Annotated in this window: 20 protein-coding genes; 18 read left to right on the forward strand and 2 right to left on the reverse strand. The window is 68.2% G+C overall.

Going from position 1 to position 20,134, the window contains the following annotated elements:
- Positions 1-2 precede the first annotated feature (2 nt).
- The 8 genes from AC4NN1_RS00330 to AC4NN1_RS00365 all read left to right on the forward strand — a co-directional run bounded on the left by AC4NN1_RS00330 (position 3) and on the right by AC4NN1_RS00365 (position 6,088).
- A complete protein-coding gene (locus AC4NN1_RS00330; RefSeq protein ID WP_020097537.1) occupies positions 3-1,019 on the forward strand; it encodes a cell division protein FtsQ/DivIB in 1,017 nt (338 codons plus the stop codon).
- 157 nt (positions 1,020-1,176) lie between these two features.
- Entirely contained in the window at positions 1,177-2,337 is a 1,161-nt protein-coding gene (ftsZ, locus tag AC4NN1_RS00335) for a cell division protein FtsZ (protein ID WP_491954275.1), read from the forward strand.
- A gap of 7 nt (positions 2,338-2,344) precedes the next feature.
- Positions 2,345-3,031: a YggS family pyridoxal phosphate-dependent enzyme gene (locus tag AC4NN1_RS00340; protein WP_491954276.1), complete on the forward strand. Its 687-nt coding sequence runs from the start codon at positions 2,345-2,347 to the stop codon at positions 3,029-3,031.
- 32 nt (positions 3,032-3,063) lie between these two features.
- The gene (locus AC4NN1_RS00345; protein ID WP_018186463.1) at positions 3,064-3,519 is read left to right on the forward strand and encodes a cell division protein SepF; all 456 of its coding nucleotides are present in this window, start codon (positions 3,064-3,066) and stop codon (positions 3,517-3,519) included.
- Between the two features lie 4 nt (positions 3,520-3,523).
- Positions 3,524-3,826 (forward strand): YggT family protein, encoded by a 303-nt coding sequence (locus tag AC4NN1_RS00350; RefSeq protein WP_018186464.1) that lies wholly within the window; start codon positions 3,524-3,526, stop codon positions 3,824-3,826.
- A gap of 114 nt (positions 3,827-3,940) precedes the next feature.
- A complete protein-coding gene (locus AC4NN1_RS00355) occupies positions 3,941-4,558 on the forward strand; it encodes a DivIVA domain-containing protein (protein ID WP_491954277.1) in 618 nt (205 codons plus the stop codon).
- A gap of 11 nt (positions 4,559-4,569) precedes the next feature.
- A complete protein-coding gene (gene lspA, locus AC4NN1_RS00360) occupies positions 4,570-5,181 on the forward strand; it encodes a signal peptidase II (protein ID WP_116229267.1) in 612 nt (203 codons plus the stop codon).
- A complete protein-coding gene (locus AC4NN1_RS00365) occupies positions 5,168-6,088 on the forward strand; it encodes an RluA family pseudouridine synthase (RefSeq protein ID WP_363459308.1) in 921 nt (306 codons plus the stop codon). Before lspA ends, AC4NN1_RS00365 begins: the two co-directional genes overlap by 14 nt.
- A 36-nt stretch (positions 6,089-6,124) precedes the next feature.
- Here the strand turns inward: AC4NN1_RS00365 and AC4NN1_RS00370 are convergent, their stop codons facing one another.
- Positions 6,125-6,598 (reverse strand): NUDIX hydrolase, encoded by a 474-nt coding sequence (locus AC4NN1_RS00370; RefSeq protein WP_491954278.1) that lies wholly within the window; start codon positions 6,596-6,598, stop codon positions 6,125-6,127.
- Between the two features lie 48 nt (positions 6,599-6,646).
- On the opposite strand from AC4NN1_RS00370, the gene dnaE reads away from it, so the two are divergent.
- The 5 genes from dnaE to AC4NN1_RS00395 all read left to right on the forward strand — a co-directional run bounded on the left by dnaE (position 6,647) and on the right by AC4NN1_RS00395 (position 14,208).
- On the forward strand, positions 6,647-10,165 hold the full coding sequence (gene dnaE, locus AC4NN1_RS00375) for a DNA polymerase III subunit alpha (RefSeq protein WP_018186469.1): 3,519 nt from the start codon (positions 6,647-6,649) through the stop codon (positions 10,163-10,165).
- A gap of 64 nt (positions 10,166-10,229) precedes the next feature.
- Complete coding sequence (locus tag AC4NN1_RS00380; protein WP_491954279.1) at positions 10,230-11,354, forward strand: hypothetical protein; 1,125 nt, start codon at positions 10,230-10,232, stop codon at positions 11,352-11,354.
- Between the two features lie 20 nt (positions 11,355-11,374).
- Positions 11,375-12,676: a histidinol dehydrogenase gene (hisD, locus tag AC4NN1_RS00385; protein WP_491954280.1), complete on the forward strand. Its 1,302-nt coding sequence runs from the start codon at positions 11,375-11,377 to the stop codon at positions 12,674-12,676.
- 13 nt (positions 12,677-12,689) lie between these two features.
- A complete protein-coding gene (gene nrdR, locus AC4NN1_RS00390) occupies positions 12,690-13,163 on the forward strand; it encodes a transcriptional regulator NrdR (protein ID WP_018186472.1) in 474 nt (157 codons plus the stop codon).
- A 25-nt stretch (positions 13,164-13,188) separates the two neighbouring features.
- Positions 13,189-14,208 (forward strand): quinone-dependent dihydroorotate dehydrogenase, encoded by a 1,020-nt coding sequence (locus AC4NN1_RS00395; protein WP_018186473.1) that lies wholly within the window; start codon positions 13,189-13,191, stop codon positions 14,206-14,208.
- 66 nt (positions 14,209-14,274) lie between these two features.
- On the opposite strand, the gene AC4NN1_RS00400 is transcribed toward AC4NN1_RS00395, so the two are convergent.
- Entirely contained in the window at positions 14,275-14,835 is a 561-nt protein-coding gene (locus tag AC4NN1_RS00400) for a DUF3043 domain-containing protein (RefSeq protein WP_018186474.1), read from the reverse strand.
- 52 nt (positions 14,836-14,887) lie between these two features.
- On the opposite strand from AC4NN1_RS00400, the gene AC4NN1_RS00405 reads away from it, so the two are divergent.
- From AC4NN1_RS00405 to AC4NN1_RS00425, 5 genes are all read left to right on the forward strand, one after another.
- Entirely contained in the window at positions 14,888-16,279 is a 1,392-nt protein-coding gene (locus tag AC4NN1_RS00405; protein WP_491954281.1) for a dipeptidase, read from the forward strand.
- A 115-nt stretch (positions 16,280-16,394) separates the two neighbouring features.
- The gene (gene erpA / locus AC4NN1_RS00410) at positions 16,395-16,760 is read left to right on the forward strand and encodes an iron-sulfur cluster insertion protein ErpA (protein ID WP_018186476.1); all 366 of its coding nucleotides are present in this window, start codon (positions 16,395-16,397) and stop codon (positions 16,758-16,760) included.
- Positions 16,761-16,874: 114 nt separating this feature from the next.
- A complete protein-coding gene (ctaC, locus tag AC4NN1_RS00415; protein ID WP_018186477.1) occupies positions 16,875-17,777 on the forward strand; it encodes an aa3-type cytochrome oxidase subunit II in 903 nt (300 codons plus the stop codon).
- On the forward strand, positions 17,777-19,519 hold the full coding sequence (gene ctaD, locus AC4NN1_RS00420) for an aa3-type cytochrome oxidase subunit I (protein WP_018186478.1): 1,743 nt from the start codon (positions 17,777-17,779) through the stop codon (positions 19,517-19,519). The genes ctaC and ctaD overlap by 1 nt, the downstream gene beginning before the upstream one ends.
- On the forward strand, positions 19,520-19,954 hold the full coding sequence (locus AC4NN1_RS00425; RefSeq protein ID WP_018186479.1) for a cytochrome c oxidase subunit 4: 435 nt from the start codon (positions 19,520-19,522) through the stop codon (positions 19,952-19,954).
- Positions 19,955-20,134 lie beyond the last annotated feature (180 nt).

Genomic DNA, 20,134 nt, shown 5'->3' on the forward strand with positions numbered 1-20,134 from the left:
CGATGCGGCGGCCGTCCCCGCTCCCGTCGACGCCGCCGGCAGGTCAGCGACGCGAGGCGCTCCCGGAGCGGCCGCGGCGGCGTGAGGCCATCCCTGAGCCGCCCGCGGTCGAGGCTCCCGCCGCCGAGCCGACGCCATCCGAGCCCGCTGTCGCCGAACCGCCCGTCGCGACGGGGCGTCTGGCTCCCGTCGTCCCGTTCGACGCCTCCCCGACCCCCGCCGACGACGCGCAGGCAGAAGCGGATGCCGAGACGGAGCGTCCGCTCGGCGTCCGCGACGTCTGGGCTGCGGCTCGGGCTCGCCGCCGCGCGCTGCGCCGCGAGGTCCGGCGCTTCACGGTGCGCCAGCGCCGCCGACGGTACGCCTGGCTCGGAGCGCTCGCTGCCGTCGTCCTGGTCGGGCTCGGCGCTGTCGCGACGGCCTACAGTCCGCTTTTCGCGGTGTCGAAGATCACGGTGCTGGGCACGGATCGCCTGGCCCCCGCCGCCGTCGAGCAGGCGCTCTCGGGGGAGATGGGGACTCCGCTCGCCCTCGTCGACTCGAGCGCCGTGAAGGCGGCGCTCGTCGCGTTCCCTCTCGTGGAGAGTTACTCCATCGAGGCGAGGCCGCCCCAGGAACTCGTCGTCCGCATCGTCGAGCGGACGCCTGTCGGTGTCGTGAAGACGAAAGCGGGTGCCTCTCTCGTCGACGCGGCCGGAGTCGTGCTGGGCACCACGAAGGACGCACCCGAGGGGTATCCCGTCATCGATGCCGCAGGCGGCGCCGGGTCGCGCACCTTCCGTGCCGTCGGAGCCGTCTACCGGTCCCTGCCGGCGGATCTGAAGGCCGCGGTCACGGCAATGTCGGCGACCACTCCGGATGACGTCACACTCACGATCGACGGCGCGGACGTCGTCTGGGGGAGCGTCGAGGATGCCGTCGAAAAGGCGCGCGTGCTGAAGGCGGCGATGGCGGCTCGGCCGCCGTCGAAGGTCGAGGAGTACGACATCTCCTCGCCCGATGCGGTCGTCATCCGCTGACTCGAGAATCCGATCCGACGACACGCCGCCACGGTGCGGGCGGCCGCCCCGTCGCCGCATACCTTCGGAATCAGGAATTGCATACTCGGCAATTCTTTAAACCTCTGGTTGAGGTTGAAGGTTTGCACTCGAGGTTCAGGACGATACGGAGGCCGGCGTGAGCCAGAACCAGAACTACCTTGCTGTGATCAAGGTCGTTGGCGTGGGTGGTGGCGGTGTCAACGCCGTCAACCGCATGATCGAGCTCGGCCTTCGCGGCGTCGAGTTCATCGCCGTCAACACGGACGCACAGGCGCTGCTCATGAGCGACGCCGACATCAAGCTCGACGTGGGACGTGAGCTCACCCGCGGTCTCGGCGCCGGCGCCGACCCCGAGGTGGGCCGTCGCGCCGCCGAGGATCACGCCGAGGAGATCGAAGAGGCCCTCGCCGGCGCCGACATGGTCTTCGTGACCGCGGGCGAGGGCGGTGGCACCGGTACCGGTGGCGCACCCGTCGTCGCACGGATCGCGAAGTCGATCGGCGCCCTCACGATCGGTGTCGTCACGAAGCCCTTCTCGTTCGAGGGTCGTCGCCGTCAGACCCAGGCCGAGTCCGGCGTCTCGAAGCTGAAGGAAGAGGTCGACACCCTCATCGTCGTCCCGAACGACCGCCTCCTCGAGATCAGCGACCGCGGCATCTCGATGATCGAGGCGTTCGCCACGGCCGACCAGGTGCTCCTCGCCGGTGTGCAGGGCATCACCGACCTGATCACCACCCCGGGTCTCATCAACCTCGACTTCGCCGACGTCAAGTCGGTCATGCAGGGCGCGGGCTCCGCGCTCATGGGCATCGGCTCGGCGCGCGGCGCCGACCGTGCGATCAAGGCCGCCGAGCTCGCGGTCGAATCCCCTCTCCTCGAGGCGTCGATCGAGGGCGCCCACGGTGTGCTCCTCTCGATCCAGGGCGGCTCGAACCTCGGCATCTTCGAGATCAACGACGCAGCCCAGTTGGTGAAGGAGGCCGCGCACCCCGAGGCCAACATCATCTTCGGTACGGTCATCGACGACACCCTCGGCGACGAGGTGCGGGTGACCGTCATCGCCGCCGGCTTCGACGGTGGCGAGCCCCAGGTGAAGGTCGAGCCGATCACGGCCAGCCGCCCGGCATCCGCCCCGGTCCTGCCGCCGCTGCCGGCCGACACGGTGGCTCGCGACCTCGCAGCCGCCGAGAACGCCGGTTCGCGTGAGTCGATGTCGGTCTCCGCGCCGTCCTCGTCGAGTGACTACGACTCGGCGTTCGGCGACGACGACCTCGACATCCCCGACTTCCTGAAGTAACCGGATCGTGGATCTGCGTTCGCGGCTCGCCGACATCGACGCGCGCATCTCGGATGCCGCTCGGTCGGCGGGCCGCGATCCATCGGGGATCACCCGGATCGTCGTCACGAAGTTCCACCCCGTCGAGCTCGTCCAAGAGCTCGCCGGGCTCGGCGTGACCGACGTCGGGGAGAACCGCCAGCAGGAGCTCAGCGCGAAGCGCGAGACCTACGACGGCGTGCCGCTCCGCTGGCACTTCATCGGGCAGGCGCAGACCAACAAGGCGAAGGCCGTCCGGAGGGATGCCGACGCCGTGCACTCGCTCGATCGGGCCCGCCTCGCCGACGCGCTGCACGCGGCACGCCCCGACGACGACGGCGACAGGCTCGACGTCCTCATCCAGATCAATCTGACCGAGGATCCCGCCCGAGGGGGAGTCGCGCCCTCGGGCGTCACGGAACTCGCCGAGCACATCGCCGCGACGTGTCCGTCGCTGCGCCTCCGCGGCATCATGGCCGTCGCGCCGCTGGACGAAGAGCCGGCTCCGGCCTTCGCGCGGCTGGCCACCTATGCCGACCGCATCCGCACCGTGGTGCCGGATGCCGACTGGATTTCCGCCGGCATGACCGGCGATTTCGCCGAGGCGATCGCAGCGGGTGCGACACACCTGCGGATCGGTTCGGCAATCACGGGCCCGAGGCCCGTGCACGGATAGCCTCGTCACAGACGAGCAATACGGAGGATGCGATGTCGAACCCGCTCAAGAAGACCATGGTGTACCTGGGCCTCGCCGACGAGGAAGAGGTCTACGAGGAGCCGGCTCCCCGCCGCGAGAGTCGGGAGAAGCAGGTCGAGAACAAGACGGCGCCGGTGACGCCCATCCACCGCCCCGCGGTCGTCCGTCAGCCCGCTCCGGCGACGGTGAGCGAGATCGTCACGGTCCACCCCAAGCAGTACCGCGACGCGCAGGCGATCGCCGAGAACTTCCGCGACGGCATCCCGATCATCATCAACCTCTCGCAGATGAGCGACGCCGACGCGCGACGCCTGATCGACTTCGCGAGCGGTCTTTCGCTGGGTCTGTACGGACGTATCGAGCGCGTGACGAGCAAGGTCTTCCTGCTGTCGCCCGAGAACGTCGCAGTGTCCGGCGAAGGCGCGATCGCTCAGGGCGACGCGGACTCCGCCCCCTTCACGCACTAACGCCGTGTCGGTCATCGGCCTCATCGCCGGGATCCTCAACGCGCTCCTGCTCATCTACGTGCTGTTCCTCCTGGCACGTCTGGTTCTGGAGTACATCCCGATGTTCAATCGGGAGTGGCGTCCGCGCGGCGGCTGGCTCGTCGTTGCGGAAGTCGTGTTCACTGTGACGGACCCGCCCATCAAGTTCTTCCGCCGCTTCATCCCCCCACTGCGCATCGGTCCGATCGCACTGGATCTCGCGTTCCCCCTCACGATGCTCTGCTGCTTCGTGCTGCTGTCCATCACGCAGGTCCTGAGCCGCGTCTGACCGAGCTGTCGTCGCACCCGTGACAGCCGCGGACTATGCTGTCGGGGTACGGCTCGCGCCTCGCGGGTCTTCGTTGACCGGCCCGCTTCCTGAGCCCCGAAAGAGGAAAGACACATGCCTTTGACTCCCGAAGACGTCGTCACCAAGCAGTTCCAGCATGTTCGCTTCAAAGAGGGTTTCGACCCCGATGAGGTCGACGACTTCCTCGACGAGATCGTCGTCGAGTGGCGCAAGACGATCGCTGAGAACGAAGAACTGAAGGCGAAGCTCGCCGCGTTCGAGTCCGGTGAGACGTCCGCCGCGCAGACCGAGTCCGCACCGCAGGCCGAGGCCGCACCGCAGACCGAACTCCTCGAAGAGGTTCCCGCTGTCGAGCCCGCCGCGGAGGCTCCCGCCTCGTCCGGCTCCGCTCCCGTCGCCGCGTCGGCCGGCATCATCGAGCTGGCCCAGCGCCTGCACGACGAGCACGTCGCCGAGGGCAAGGCGCAGAAGGAGAAGCTCATCTCCGAGGCGCAGGCCGAAGCCGACGCCATCCTCAACGACGCACGCTCGAAGGCGCGCGACGAGATCACCCGCCTCGAGAGCGAGCGCGGCACCCTCGAGAGCCGTATCAGCGAGCTTCGTCAGTTCGAGCGCGACTACCGCGTCCAGCTGCGCGGGTTCATCGAAGAGAAGCTGCGCGACCTCGACGTCGCCGGCACCTCGGGTTCGACGCCCATCTCCGCGTCCTGACCACTCGCACGTTGTCGAGCCGAACGTCCGCGAAGCGGACGACACTGCGCGCCGCAGCGGCCGGCACCACCATCGCGATCCTCGCGGTGCTGGTGCTGGCCGCTGATCAGTTCACCAAGTACCTCGCCCTCCAGAACCTGCCCGAGCGGCAGGCCGTGCCGGTCCTCGGGGACTTCCTCCAGCTCTATCTGACGTTCAATCCCGGAGCGGCGTTCTCCCTGGGGGAGGGCGTGACCTGGGTGTTCACCCTCGTCCTGGCCGCCGCGGCCCTGACGATCGTCGCTCTCGCGGTGACCCGTGTGCGCTCCCGCGCCTGGGCCATCGTGCTCGGCCTTCTCCTCGGCGGCATCCTCGGCAACCTCACCGATCGGCTGCTGCGTGCACCGGGTTTCCTCGTCGGGCACGTCGTGGACTTCATCCACACCCCCTGGCTGTGGCTGTGGTTCCCGTCGGCCATCTACAACATCGCCGACATGTTCATCGTCACGATGATGATCGCGGTCGCCGTCCTGGTGCTGCTCGGCCGTCGCTTCGACGGCACCCGTGAGAAGGATGCCGCGACCGCGGACGCCGCCAGCGACGCGGACGTCCCGGCACCCGCGGACCCTCATGCCCAGCCGTAGTCTCCCCGTCCCCGACGGGCTCGACGGCACGCGGGTGGATGCCGCCCTCGCCAAGCTCCTCGGATTCTCGCGGACCTTCGCGGCCGAGGTCGCCGAGGGCGGCGGTGTCCAGCAGGACATGCGTCCCGTCGGCAAGTCCGACAAGCTCGTCGCCGGCGCCTGGCTGCAGGTCGACTGGGAGGACAAGCGCGGACCCGAGATCGTCCCGATCGCGGTCCCCGACCTCGGCATCGTCCACGACGACGACGAGATCGTCGTCGTCGACAAGCCCGCCGGTGTCGCTGCCCACCCGTCGCTCGGCTGGGAGGGTCCGACGGTCGTCGGCGCCCTCGCCGCATCCGGTTTCCGCATCGCCACCTCCGGGGCTTCCGAGCGCCAGGGCGTGGTCCATCGGCTGGACGTGGGGACGAGCGGCTTGATGGTGGTGGCGAAGACCGAGCGCGCCTACACGGCGCTCAAGCGCGCCTTCAAAGAGCGGGAGGTCGACAAGATCTACCACACGGTGGTGCAGGGGCATCCCGACCCCCTCGTCGGCACGATCGACGCTCCGATCGGCCGGCATCCGAACCACTCGTGGAAGTTCGCGGTCGTCCCCGACGGCAAGGACTCGGTGACCCACTACGAGACGCTCGAGGCGTTCCCGCGGGCCTCGCTGCTCGAGGTGCATCTCGAGACCGGCCGCACGCACCAGATCCGCGTGCACATGGCCGCGCACCGGCATCCCTGCGTCGGCGATCCGCTCTACGGCGGTGACCCGACTCTGGCCCAGCGTCTGGGACTCACCCGTCAGTGGCTCCACGCCCACGAGCTCGCGTTCGCCCACCCGGCGACGGGGGACTGGGCGACCTTCCGCTCGGACTACCCGGCCGATCTGGCCGGGGCGCTGGAGCTCCTCCGCGACCAGTGAGGGCCTGCGAGTGAACGCCCCGCGAGTGATGAGGGCTCAGAGGCCGCCGGTGAACGACGCAGGGTCGTCCTCGGCGATTGCGAGCGCGATCTTGCGCACGTGGGTCTGATCGACCTCGACGAGTTCACCGAGCCCGTACCAGCCGACCTCGGTCAGCTCGCCGTCGGCGGGATGCGGATCGCCCGAGACCCAGTCGCACCGGAAGACGAGATCGAGGTAGTCGACCTCGTCGCCGTTCGCGTAGACGATGCGGGGGATCTGCTGCACAGCCGCCAGCCGCGTCGCCCGGACGACCACTCCCGCCTCTTCGAGGCATTCGCGGACGGCGGTGTCGGCGGGCTCCTCGCCGGGTTCGACGATCCCCGAGACAGCCTGCCATTCGCCGTTGTCGGCGCGTTTGCCGAGCAGGACCTTCTCGTCGCGGAAGACGATCGCTGTCACCCCGACGAGGGGGAGCGGGGCGGTGCCGATCTTCTCGCGCAGCGCGAGGACGAACTCGGGGGTGGTCATGTGGACCAGCCTAGGCGCCGTGTCAGAACCGGAACGTAGACTCGATGGGTGGCATCCGACTCCTTCGTTCACCTGCACGTCCACAGCGAATATTCGATGCTCGACGGGGCCGCGAAGATCGGCGCGATGACGCAGGCGGCAGCCGATTACGGGATGCCGGCCATCGCCGTCACCGACCATGGCAACACGTTCGCGGCCTTCGAGTTCTACCGAGCCGCCCAGGCCGCCGGCGTCAAGCCGATCGTCGGCCTCGAGGCCTACGTCACCCCCGGCACGCACCGCAGCGACAAGTCGCGCGTGGCGTGGGGATCGCCCGACCAGAAGAGCGACGACGTCTCCGGTTCGGGCGCCTACACCCACATGACGATGTGGAGCCAGAGCACGGAGGGCATGCACAACCTCTTCCGACTCAGCTCGTTGTCGAGCATCGAGGGCTACTACTTCAAGCCCCGCATGGACCGCGAGCTCCTGCAGACCTACGGCAAAGGCCTCATCGCGACGACCGGGTGCCCCTCCGGCGAGGTGCAGACCCGCCTGCGGCTCGGCCAGTACGAGGCCGCCCGCGCGGCCGCGGCCGAGTTCCAGGACATCTTCGGCAAGGAGAACTACTTCGCCGAGATCATGGACCACGGCCTCTCGATCGAGCGCCGGGTGATGACCGACCTCATCCGACTGTCGAAGGATCTCGACATCCCGCTCGTCGCGACGAACGACTCGCACTACACGCACCAGCACGAGGCCGACGCGCACGAGGCGCTGCTGTGCGTCCAGTCCGGCTCGACCCTCGACGACCCGAATCGCTTCAAATTCGACGGCGACGGCTACTACATCAAGACGGCGCAGGAGATGCGTCAGCTCTTCCGTGACCACCCCGAGGCGTGCGACAACACCCTGCTGATCGCCGAGCGGTGCGAGGTGGAGTTCAACACCTCCGCCAACTACATGCCGCGCTTCCCCGTGCCCGAGGGGGAGACCGAGGACAGCTGGCTCATCAAGGAGGTCGAAGCGGGCCTGCACTACCGCTACCCGGGCGGCATCCCCGATCGCGTCCGCAAGCAGGCCGAGTACGAGACCGGGATCATCCTCCAGATGGGGTTCCCGGGGTACTTCCTCGTCGTCGCCGACTTCATCAACTGGGCCAAGGACAACGGCATCCGCGTCGGTCCCGGCCGCGGTTCCGGCGCCGGTTCGATGGTCGCGTACGCGATGCGCATCACCGACCTCGACCCGCTCGAGCACGGCCTCATCTTCGAGCGCTTCCTGAACCCCGACCGCGTCTCGATGCCCGACTTCGACGTCGACTTCGACGACCGGCGCCGCGGCGAGGTCATCGACTACGTGACCGAGAAGTACGGGTCCGAGCGCGTCGCGCAGATCGTCACCTACGGCACGATCAAATCGAAGCAGGCGTTGAAGGATGCCGGTCGTGTCCTCGGCTTCCCGTTCTCGATGGGCGAGCGCCTCACGAAGGCCATGCCGCCGCCCGTCATGGGCAAGGACATGGAGCTCGGCGGCATGTTCGACGCCAAGCACCCGCGCTACAAGGAAGCCAGCGAGTTCCGCTCCCTCGTCGACACTGACCCCGACGCCAAGACGGTCTTCGACCGCGCGCTCGGACTCGAGGGCCTGAAGCGTCAGTGGGGCGTGCACGCGGCCGGCGTCATCATGTCGAGCGAACCGCTGATCGACATCATCCCGATCATGCGCCGCGAGCAGGACGGCCAGATCGTCACGCAGTTCGACTACCCGTCGTGCGAGACGCTCGGGCTCATCAAGATGGACTTCCTGGGGCTGCGAAACCTCACGATCATCTCGGACGCGCTCGACAACATCCGGACGAACCGAGGCGAGGAGCTCGACCTCGAACACCTCGAACTCGAGGACCGTGCCGCGTACGACCTCCTGAGCCGTGGTGACACGCTGGGCGTGTTCCAGCTCGACGGCGGGCCGATGCGGTCGCTCCTGCGCCTCATGAAGCCCGACAACTTCGAGGACATCTCGGCCGTCATCGCGCTGTACCGACCCGGGCCCATGGGTGCGAACTCGCACACCAACTACGCGCTCCGCAAGAACGGCGTCCAGCCGATCACCCCGATCCACCCCGAGCTCGAAGAACCGCTGCGGGACATCCTCGACACGACCTACGGCCTGATCATCTATCAGGAGCAGGTCATGGCCATCGCGCAGAAGGTGGCCGGGTTCTCCCTCGGTCAGGCCGACATCCTCCGCCGGGCGATGGGCAAGAAGAAGAAGTCCGAGCTCGACAAGCAGTACGAGGGCTTCTCGGGCGGTATGAAGGAGCGCGGCTTCGGCGAAGCGGCGATCAAGTCCCTGTGGGACATCCTCCTGCCGTTCTCGGACTACGCGTTCAACAAAGCCCACTCCGCCGCGTACGGCCTCGTCTCCTACTGGACGGCCTACCTGAAGGCGCACTATCCCGCCGAGTACATGGCCGCCCTCCTCACGAGCGTCGGCGACTCGAAGGACAAGATGGCGGTCTACCTCAACGAGTGCCGCCGCATGGGCATCCGGGTGCTGCCGCCCGACGTGGGGGAGTCCATCCGGTTCTTCGCCGCCGTCGGCGAGGACATCCGTTTCGGCCTCGGCGCCGTCCGCAACGTCGGCACGAACGTCGTCGACGGGATCGTGTCGGCCCGCTCGGACGGTCCGTACGCGAGCTTCCACGACTTCCTCGGCAAGGTCCCGGTCCACGTCGCCAACAAGCGCACCGTCGAATCGCTCATCAAGGCCGGCGCCTTCGACTCGCTCGGATCGACCCGGCGTGCCCTCATGGAGATCCACGAGGACGCCGTCGAACAGGCCGTCCTCGACAAGCGCCGCGAAGCGAACGGCGAGGTCGGCTTCGACTTCGACAGCCTGTGGGGCGACGACGAGCCGCAGCAGGTCGCGCGCGTGCCGGAGCGGCCCGAATGGACGAAGAAGGACAAGCTCGCCTTCGAGCGCGAGATGCTCGGTCTCTACGTCTCGGATCACCCGCTCGCGGGTCTCGAGATCCCGCTCGCCAAGCACGCGTCGACCTCGATCCATGACCTGCTGGTGTCGGAGGACATCTCCGACGGCGACACGGTGACCATCGCCGGGCTCGTCACGAGCGTCCAGCACCGCGTCGCCAAGCAGAGCGGCAACCCGTACGGCATGATCACCGTCGAGGATTTCGACGGTGAGGTGACCGTCATGTTCATGGGCAAGACGTACACGGAGTTCCAGTCGATGCTCGTGGCGGACTCGATCCTCGTCGTCCGAGGTCGCGTCTCGCAGCGCGACGACGGCCGCAACCTCCACGGTCAATCGGCGTTCGTCCCCGATCTCGGATCGGTGGATGCCGCGGGCCCGCTCGTCTTGCTGCTGCCCGAACACCGCGCGACCGAGACGACGATCGGACAGCTCGCCGCCGTCCTCGACCGCCATCCCGGCGACACCGAGGTGACCCTCAAGTTGCACCGCGGCGGTGTCGCGAAGGTGTTCGAGGTCCCGGCCCAGGTCGGGGTGACGGTCGACCTGTACGGCGAGTTGAAGGGCTTGCTCGGGCCGCAGTGCCTCGGCTGATTCGCTGAGACGACGCGGGTAGGATCGCAGGCGGCGCTGATCAGCGCTGTTCGGAAGGAGCATCGTGACCGACCAGAAGACGAACCCCGAATCGCCGGAGGACGCCGGGAGCCCCGTCGAAGACCTCGACGTCACGGTGGTCCGCGCGCCCGAGGCCGCGCCGCACGAGACGTCCACTCTCGACATGGAGACCCAGGCCTACGACTTCTCCACGGATGCCGCGGATGCCCCTGGTTCCCCCGCGGAGGCCGTGCCCGCATCGGTCGATCACGACGCCGCCGATACGGTCGCTGACGTCGAGCCGCAGGTCGCGCCCGTCGAGCCGTCGCCGTCTCCGGACGAGCCGGCGACGGTCGAAGCCTCTGAAGGCCACATCCCGCCGCAGTACGGCATCGGCCCGTTCTCGCTCCGCGAGATCTCGTTGCTCGGTGTGTGGGTGCTCGCCTTCCTGTTCTCGTTCTTCCCCCTCTATGCCGACAACCAGTACACGAGCCTCCTCGGCGGAACGAGCGTCTGGACCTCGGGAATCGACTGGGTCCTCGCCATCGGCGCGCCCACGGTCGCGGTGTTCCTGATCACGCTCCGCCGGTTCTCGCCCGACGGCATCCGACGGGTCGGATCCCTGGGGATCGACCAGTTCGCCTCCGTCGCCTTCGCCGTTTCGGCGGTCGTGTGGTTGAGCTGGTTGTGGACGAACATCGCGCGCGGCGTCGCGGTCGGCGTGTGGCTCAGCAGCTGGGTCGTCTGGGTCGAGGTGCTGCTGATGGCTGCGGGCGTCGTGCTGACCGTCCTCGCTCCGTTCATCCCGCCGTTCCACGAGGACTTCCTGCACCGTACCGAGACCCTGTCGCACCGCGTCGCCCGTCGCGCGCGCCCGGTCGTGGCGCGGCCGATCTCGGACGCGCGTTACACGATGGCGGCGCCGTCGGTCGATCCCGACCCGGCCCCGTACGGAGACCCCATCGACGACGACGAGCCGGCTCCGGCTGCGGCTTCCGCCCAGCAGGCGTTCTGGGCGTTGGCTCCTGTCGAGCGCGACGTCGTCGACGAGAGCGGCGCGCCGGTCTTCCGCATCGGCCCGACGGCCTGGGCGCTCGTGATCGAGGACCGTGGCGATTCCTTCGTGGTCCGCCACGAGGACGGCCGCATCGGTTACCTCACGGACGTCTCCGGCGTCACCCGGGGCTGACCCGCCGTTACCCTGGAGGGATGCTCCGCACGATCGACCTCCGGGGTCGCGCCGTCACACCGGCCGACCTGCTCGCCGCCGTTCCCCGAGCCACCGCAGCGCGGGATGAGGCATTGGCCACGGCTGCCGCCGTCGTCGCAGATGTGGCGGAAAGGGGCGAGGTCTCGCTCCGCGAGCAGGCGGCACGGTTCGACGGCGTCAGCGATCACGCCATCCGCGTTCCCGCCGCGCACCTCGGCGAGGCGCTCGCCTCCCTCGATCCATCCATCCGGGGCGCGCTCGAGAACGCGATCTCACGGGTCCGCCTCGCGTCGGCCGCTCAGGTGCCCTCGCCGGTGGTGACCGATATCGGTCCGGGCGCGCGGGTGGAGCAGTACTGGCGTCCCGTGCGCCGTGCGGGTGTCTATGTCCCCGGTGGCAAGGCGGTGTACCCGTCGAGCGTCGTCATGAACGTCGTCCCGGCGCAGGTGGCGGGCGTCGCCGAGGTGGCGCTGGCCTCGCCCCCGCAGCGCGACCACGGCGGACGGGTGCACCCCGTCATCCTGGCTGCGGCCAAGCTCCTCGGCATCACCGAGGTCTATGCCATGGGTGGCGCGGGCGCCGTCGCGGCGTACGCGCACGGAGTGGCCGAGCTGGACCTCGCACCCGTCGATGTCATCTCGGGTCCCGGCAACAACTTCGTCGCGCTCGCCAAGCGGGTCGTCGCGGGCATGGTCGGCACGGACTCCGAGGCAGGCGCCACCGAGATCCTCATCGTCGCCGACGACTCCGCCGACGCGCGCCTCGTCGCCGCCGACCTCGTCAGCCAGGCCGAGCACGACGAGCAGGCCGCAGCGGTCCTCGTCACGGATGCGGCCGGCCTCGCCGAAGCCGTCGTCGAAGAGGTCGAGCGCCGCGCAGCGGCGACTCACCACGCCGCGCGGGTCGCCCAAGCCCTCGCCGGCGTGCAGTCCGCCGTGGTCCTCGTCGACGACCTCGCGACGGCGACCGCTTTCAGCAACGCGTACGCGCCCGAGCACCTCGAGCTGCACCTGCGCGATCCTCGTCCGGAGGACTTCGTCAACGCGGGTGCCGTCTTCGTCGGCTCGTGGACCCCCGTGAGCCTCGGTGACTACCTCGCGGGCAGCAATCACGTGCTCCCCACGGGCGGTCAGGCCAGGTACGCCTCCGGGCTGTCGGCATCCACCTTCCTGCGTCCTCAGCAGGTCATCACGTACGACCGCGACGCATTGCGGGCCGTCCACGACGACATCGTGACCCTCGCGACGGCCGAGGTGCTCCCCGCCCACGGCGAGGCCGTCACGGCGCGCTTCGACGCGTAGGCTGGATGCCGCCATGCACTGCCCGTTCTGTCGTCACTCCGACTCCCGCGTCATCGACTCCCGCACGAGCGACGACGGACTCAGCATCCGTCGTCGTCGCCAGTGCCCCGAGTGCGGGGGCCGGTTCTCGACGATCGAGACCGCGAGCCTGAACGTGATCAAGCGCTCCGGCGTGATCGAGTCGTTCAGCCGCGAGAAGGTCATGTCCGGCGTCCGCAAGGCGTGCCAGGGTCGCCCGGTCACCGAAGCGGATCTCGCCATGCTCGCTCAGGCCGTCGAGGAGGCGGTGCGTCAGACGGGCGTCTCGCAGATCGACACGAACGAGATCGGGCTCGCGATCCTCGGCCCCCTGCGCGAACTCGACGAGATCGCGTACCTCCGGTTCGCGAGTGTGTACCAGGCGTTCGAGACGCTCGATGACTTCGACGCCGCGATCGCTCTGCTGCGCGCGGACCAGGCACAGCGCGTTCCGCGACAGGACGCCTGAGCGCTCACCTCTAGGCTGGGAGCCGATGTACCGACTCCTCTTCGACCTCGTCCTCCGTCGCCTCGATCCCGAGACCGCCCACCATCTCGGGATGGTTGTCATCCGCGTCGCCGCCGTGCCGCCCTTCTCGGCTGTGGCCCGGGCGCTGACCCGTCCGGCCCCGGAGCTTCGGACCGAGGCGCTCGGTCTCGTCTTCGACTCGCCGTTCGGGATCGCCGCAGGCTTCGACAAGAACGCCATCGGCGCCCTCGGCTTGCATGCCCTCGGGTTCGGTCACATCGAGGTCGGTACCGTGACGGCGATCCCGCAGGATGGCAATCCCCGCCCGCGCCTGTTCCGCCTGCCGGCGGACCGCGCCCTCATCAACCGGATGGGGTTCAACAACGAGGGCGCCGCCGTCGTCGCGCAGCGGCTCGCTCGTATGCGCCGTCGCCGACGGCGACCGGTCCTGGGCGCCAACATCGGCAAGTCCCGCGTGGTCGACGTCGCGGATGCGACAGCGGACTACGTCGCCAGCACCCGCCTGGTCGCCCCGGTCGCGGACTACCTCGTCGTCAACGTGTCGTCGCCGAACACGCCCGGGCTCCGCGGCCTGCAGGCGGTCGAGACGCTGCGGCCATTGCTGACGGCGGTGAAGGATGCCGCAGGAGACACGCCCCTGCTCGTCAAGATCGCTCCCGACCTCTCCGACGACGAGATCGACGGGATCTCGAGGATGGCGGTGGACGCCGGCCTCGCCGGGATCGTCGCGACCAACACGACGATCGCTCGTTCCGGGCTGACGACGGATGCTGCCCGCGTCGACGCGATGGGGGCGGGCGGCCTCTCCGGCGCACCGTTGCGCGAGCGTTCGCTCGAGGTTCTCCGTCGCGTCCGAGCCGCGGTCCCGGCCGAGTTCTGCGTCATCGCCGCCGGGGGAGTGGAGTCGGCCGACGACGTCCGCGAGCGTCTCGCAGCCGGTGCCGACCTCGTTCAGGGCTACAGCGCGTTCGTATACCGCGGACCCCTGTGGGCAAGGCAGCTGAACCGGGGCCTCGCGCGCTGACAGGCGGCATCCCCACGAACGACAGAAGGCCCGCACGATCGTGTGCGGGCCTCTCGTCGTGAGGGATCAGTGCGGGTACTCGCCGCGCTTGACCTGCGGCTTGGGGAGGCGCATGAAGCGCATCTGGACGGAGCGCATCGCGGCGTACCAGCCGAGACCCTTCTCGCGGCGGTCACCCCATTTCGCGGCGGCGAGCTTCTTCACCTTGCGGGAGAGGATGGCCATGTCCGCGACGACGAAAAGCAGATAAGCCCAGAGCCCTACGTACGCGTAGAACACGATCGCGGTGTTCGGAACGAGCGCGAAGAGGATCACGATCACCAACAACGGCATGATGAGCTCGCCGAAGTGCCAGCCGGCGTCCGTGTAATCGCGGGCGAACCGGCGCTGGGGACCGCGGTCGCGGGGCGTCAGGTATCGCTCGTCGCCGTTGGCCATGCCGACACGGGCCTTCTCGCGCTGGGCAGCGAGCTCAGCCTTCGCGCGGGCGCGGGCCTCTTTCGTGTTGGCGACGAGGGGCCGCTTCCGTGCCGCTTCCTGCTCGGCGCGCGTCGGCGTCGGGCGGTTCTTCCCCGCACCCGTGGGGGCGTCGGGGGCGGTGTCGGCAGGGGGAGGTGTCTGTGCCACGGGGCGCTTCCTCGGAATCGGCGGAAAAGGCGTGCCACATAAGATTACCCGCATGACTTCCGACACCTCTCGGTCCGCCGCGGTGCGGGAGGCGGCCCTCACCCAGGTCCCCGCCGCCCTCGCCGATCTCGGCTCCCTCGTCCGTATCCCGTCCGTCGCCTTCCCGGGGTTCGACCGCGCCGAGGTGCAGCGAAGCGCCGACGCGGTGAAGGCCCTCGTCGACGACCTCGGCATCTTCGAACGCGTCGAGGTCAAGACGGCCGTCATCCCCGAAACGGGGGAGGAGGGGATGCCCGCCGTCCTCGCCACCCGTGCACCCCGCAACGGCCGGCCGACGATCCTGCTGTACGCGCACCACGACGTTCAGCCCGTCGGCGACGAGTCCCTGTGGGAGTCCCCGCCCTTCGAGCCGACGCTCCGCGACGGCCGGATCTACGGGCGTGGCGCAGCCGATGACAAAGCGGGCATCATGGCCCACATCGGCGCTCTCCGGGCGATGAAGGAGGCGCTCGGCGACGACTTCGACCTCGGCGTGAACCTCTTCTTCGAGGGCGAGGAGGAGGCGGGTTCCGCATCGTTCGCGCCGTTCCTGAGCGACAACGCCGACGCCCTTCGCGCTGATGTCATCGTCGTCGCAGACTCGGGGAACTGGGACTCCGAGACCCCCGCTCTGACGGTCTCGCTCCGCGGCAACGCACGGTTCACCCTCGACATCGAGACGCTCGATCACGCATCCCACTCCGGGATGTTCGGCGGAGCGGTGCCCGACGCCATGATGGCAGCCGTCACGCTGCTGGCCACGCTGTGGGATGAGGACGGCGCAGTGGCCGTCGACGGTCTCGCGATCCGGGATGCCGCGACCCCGCCCTACACCGAGGAGACCCTCCGCAGCGAGGCGGGGCTTCCCGACGGTGTGTCGCCGATCGGACGCGACGCGATCCTGAGCCGCATCTGGAACAAGCCCTCGATCACGATCACCGGCATCGACGCTCCGAGTGTCCGCAACGCGTCGAACACGCTGTCGCCGAAGGTGACGGTCGTCATCAGCACGCGCGTCGCGCCCGGCCAGCCCGCCGCCGAGGCCTTCGCCGCCGTCGAGGCGCACCTGCACGCCCACGCGCCGTTCGGTGCACGCCTCACGTTCCGCGACGTCGACTTCGGCAACCCGTTCCTCGTCGACACGTCCGGCCCTGCCGTCGAGAAGGCGCGTTCCGCCCTCGAGAGCGGCTACGGACGCGCGCCCGTCGACATCGGCGTGGGCGGATCGATTCCCTTCATCGCCGACCTCGTACGCGAGTTCCCGGGCGCGGAGATCCTCGTGACCGGGGTGGAGGATCCTCATGCGCGGGCTCACAGCCCGAACGAATCCCTGCACGTGGACACGTTCCGACACGCGCTGGTGTCCGAGGCGCTCCTGCTCGAGTCCCTCGACGCATCCGAGTGAACCCGCCTGCCGATACTCGCGCCGCCGGGCCAGAGCCCGAGAGGCGACGTAGAATCGTGTCAGCACGCCGCCCCCGTTCCTCAAGAGCACTGGCGGCCCGACCATGGGGAGAGTCATGACCGACATCGCCACGCAGTCCACCGAGACCGTTCCCGCCCACGGCGTCGCCCTCACCGAGGCTGCGGCCGACAAGGTGAAGAGCCTTCTGTCGCAGGAGAACCGTGATGACCTCCGGCTCCGCGTCGCCGTTCAGCCCGGCGGATGCTCGGGTCTGATCTACCAGCTCTACTTCGACGAGCGTTACCTCGACGGAGACAAGACCGTGGACTTCGACGGTGTCGAGGTGATCGTCGACGACATGTCGGTGCCCTACCTCGACGGCGCGAAGATCGATTTCAAGGACACGATCTCGGAGCAGGGCTTCACGATCGATAACCCGAATGCTGCGGGCAGCTGCGCCTGCGGCGACAGCTTCCACTGATCCATCCCCGGGCACCTCAACCGGTTCCGGCATCCTGAGCGGATGGCCGGAATCCCGTAAGAGGTTGCCCTAGACTGGCATGAGTCTGACCTTCATGTCCCCGAAAGGTGCACCGTGCGCGTCAACCGCCGACTCCGTTGGGTAGCCCTCCCGCTCACGATCGCCTCCGCGGTCGCGCTTGCGGGATGCAGCCCCACGACAGCGAACGGCTTCCTCCCCGGCTTCGATGAGGGGGGCGGGCAGGCGACGAACCACACGTCGATGATCGCCGGCCTCTGGACCACGTCGTGGATCGTCGTCCTCGCCGTCGGTGTGATCACCTGGGCCCTCATGGGCTGGGCTGCGATCGCGTACCGGCGTCGCAAGGGGCAGTCGGGCCTGCCGGTCCAGCTCCGCTACAACATGCCGATCGAGATGTTCTTCACGATCGCCCCCGTCATCCTCGTGCTCGGCTTCTTCGCCTTCACGGCGCGCGACCAGGCGATCCTCGAGACCCAGTACGAGAAGCCGGATGTCTGCATCACGGCCATCGGCAAGCAGTGGGCGTGGGACTTCCAGTACAACGGCGACAACTGCGACGACCCCCAGGACCCGGTGTGGACCATCGGTGTGCAGGCGCAGACCGACGCACAGGGCAACATCACCAACGAGGTCCCCGAGCTCGTCCTGCCCGTCAACAAAGAAGTGACGCTGCAGCTCGAGTCGCGCGACGTCATTCACTCGTTCTGGATCGTGGACTTCCTTTACAAGAAGGACATGTATCCCGGTCGTGAGAACTACTGGTCCTTCACGCCCACCAAGGAAGGCACGTTCGTCGGCAAGTGCGCCGAGCTCTGCGGCCAGTACCACTCGATGATGCTCTTCAACGTGAAGGTCGTCTCGGATTCGGAGTACCAGAGCTACATCGCGTCGCTCAAGGCCAAGGGGCAGACCGGCGACATCGACGACGCACTGGATCGGCAACAGAACGCGCCCGGCACCGGCGCGCCCGCCGCTGAGGGAGAGCACAACAACTGATGGCCACCATCGCACCCCCCGCACCCACGCTTCCCCCTCGCCAGGCCGCGCTGCTCACCAGCTCGCGCGTCGAGCACAAGGGCAACATCGTCGTGAAGTGGATCACGTCCACGGATCACAAGACCATCGGGTACATGTACCTGATCGCCTCCGTGCTGTTCTTCATGCTCGGTGGCGTCATGGCCCTGATCATCCGTGCCGAGCTTTTCGAGCCCGGCATGCAGGTCGTGCCGACCAAGGAGCAGTACAACCAGCTGTTCACGATGCACGGCACGATCATGCTGCTGATGTTCGCGACGCCGCTGTTCGCGGGCTTCGCCAACGCACTCCTTCCGCTGCAGATCGGTGCTCCGGACGTCGCGTTCCCGCGTCTGAACGCCTTCGCGTTCTGGCTGTTCACCTTCGGTTCCACTATCGCCGTCGCAGGCTTCCTCACCCCTCAGGGTGCGGCCGCGTTCGGATGGTTCGCCTACCAGCCCTTGGCGAGTGAGAGCTTCAGTCCCGGCGCCGGTGGCGACCTCTGGATGCTGGGTCTCGGCATGAGTGGTTTCGGCACGATCCTCGGTGGTGTGAACTTCATCACGACGATCATGACCATGCGCGCTCCGGGTATGACGATGTGGCGCATGCCGATCTTCAGCTGGAACACCCTGGTCACCAGCATCCTGATCCTGATGGCCTTCCCGGTCCTCGCAGCGGCGATCTTCGCCGCTGCGGCCGACCGCATCCTCGGTGCCCACATCTACGACCCGGCCAACGGTGGCGTCCTCCTCTGGCAGCACCTCTTCTGGTTCTTCGGTCACCCCGAGGTGTACATCATCGCGCTGCCGTTCTTCGGCATCGTGTCGGAGATCTTCCCGGTGTTCAGCCGCAAGCCGATCTTCGGATACAAGACGCTGGTCTACGCCACGATCGCCATCGCGGCTCTGTCCGTCTCCGTGTGGGCGCACCACATGTACGTGACCGGCGCGGTGCTGCTGCCGTTCTTCGCTCTCATGACGATGCTCATCGCCGTTCCGACGGGTGTGAAGATCTTCAACTGGATCGGCACGATGTGGCGAGGGTCGATCACCTTCGAGACGCCGATGGTCTTCGCGCTCGGATTCCTCGTGTCGTTCGTGTTCGGTGGTCTGACGGGCATCATCCTGTCGTCGCCGCCGCTCGACTTCCACGTCTCCGACTCGTACTTCGTCGTGGCCCACTTCCACTACGTCGTCTTCGGCACCGTCGTCTTCGCGATGTTCGCCGGCTTCTACTTCTGGTGGCCCAAGTGGACCGGAAAGATGCTGAACGAGCGCCTCGGCCTCGTGCACTTCTGGCTGCTGTTCATCGGCTTCCACATGACGTTCCTCATCCAGCACTGGCTGGGTGCGGACGGCATGCCCCGCCGGTACGCGGACTACGCGAGCCAGGACGGCTGGACGTGGCAGAACCAGGTGTCGACCGTCGGCTCGATGATCCTCGCGGCATCGATGGTTCCGTTCCTGCTCAACGTCTGGATCACGGCCCGCAAGGCGCCGCGTGTGACCGTCAACGACCCGTGGGGCTACGGCGGGTCGCTCGAGTGGGCGACCAGCTGCCCGCCGCCGCGCCACAACTTCACGTCGATCCCGCGCATCCGCAGCGAGCGGCCCGCCTTCGACCTGAACCACCCCGAGGCCGGGATCCCGGTGGGCGTCGGTCCTGCGAAGGATGCACCCGACGCGCCCGTGGTCGATCTGACGAATGGTGAGGTCAAGTAAGTGAAGACCAACGTCAACCTGTGGTGGGTGCTCTCCGCCTTCTTCGCCCTCGTCGCTGTGGTCTACGTGGGCTGGAACATCCTGGCCCACCCGCAGCTGCCGGTTTTCAACCGCATCGAATGGGTTGGTTCTGTCGGCCTCGTCTTCGTGACGATGATGGCCGCCATGATCGCCTTCTACTCGAGCCGCGTCGAGAAGGCCCAGGGCGGCACTCTCCCCGAGGACTCCCTGACGGCCGACATCGATGACGGCGACCCCGAGATGGGCGAGTTCTCGCCCTGGTCGTGGTGGCCGCTGGTGCTCGCCGGCTCCGCGGCGATCGCCTTCATCGGCCTTGCCGTCGGCGAGTTCATGATCCCGATCGGTGTCGGCATCTTCGTCGTCGCCATCGTCGGCTGGGTCTACGAGTACTACCGGGGCTACTTCGCCCGCTGAGCCGCGCATCCACAACGCCGTCCGCCACACCACCGTGGCGGACGGCGTTGTTCGTGGCATCGGAGGCCTGCAGGCCGAGTCGCACCGCCGTACCGGCGAGCTCAGGAGCCCGCACCGCTCCAATAGATGCAGCGGGTGGCCGCGAGCAAGATGCCCGACAGTGCTCCGGGGCTCCAAACA

The organism is Microbacterium sp. MDV22-iso44, assembly GCF_058629135.1.

Excerpts from the sequence above, each read along its gene's own strand:
- AC4NN1_RS00330 (WP_020097537.1), top strand. The coding sequence starts at position 3 with ATGCGGCGGCCGTCCCCGCTCCCGTCGACGCCGCCGGCAGGTCAGCGA.
- AC4NN1_RS00345 (WP_018186463.1), top strand. The coding sequence starts at position 3,064 with ATGTCGAACCCGCTCAAGAAGACCATGGTGTACCTGGGCCTCGCCGAC.
- AC4NN1_RS00355 (WP_491954277.1), top strand. The coding sequence starts at position 3,941 with ATGCCTTTGACTCCCGAAGACGTCGTCACCAAGCAGTTCCAGCATGTT.
- AC4NN1_RS00365 (WP_363459308.1), top strand. The coding sequence starts at position 5,168 with ATGCCCAGCCGTAGTCTCCCCGTCCCCGACGGGCTCGACGGCACGCGG.
- AC4NN1_RS00370 (WP_491954278.1), bottom strand. The coding sequence starts at position 6,598 with ATGACCACCCCCGAGTTCGTCCTCGCGCTGCGCGAGAAGATCGGCACC.
- hisD (WP_491954280.1), top strand. The coding sequence starts at position 11,375 with ATGCTCCGCACGATCGACCTCCGGGGTCGCGCCGTCACACCGGCCGAC.
- nrdR (WP_018186472.1), top strand. The coding sequence starts at position 12,690 with ATGCACTGCCCGTTCTGTCGTCACTCCGACTCCCGCGTCATCGACTCC.
- AC4NN1_RS00395 (WP_018186473.1), top strand. The coding sequence starts at position 13,189 with ATGTACCGACTCCTCTTCGACCTCGTCCTCCGTCGCCTCGATCCCGAG.
- AC4NN1_RS00405 (WP_491954281.1), top strand. The coding sequence starts at position 14,888 with ATGACTTCCGACACCTCTCGGTCCGCCGCGGTGCGGGAGGCGGCCCTC.
- erpA (WP_018186476.1), top strand. The coding sequence starts at position 16,395 with ATGACCGACATCGCCACGCAGTCCACCGAGACCGTTCCCGCCCACGGC.
- ctaD (WP_018186478.1), top strand. The coding sequence starts at position 17,777 with ATGGCCACCATCGCACCCCCCGCACCCACGCTTCCCCCTCGCCAGGCC.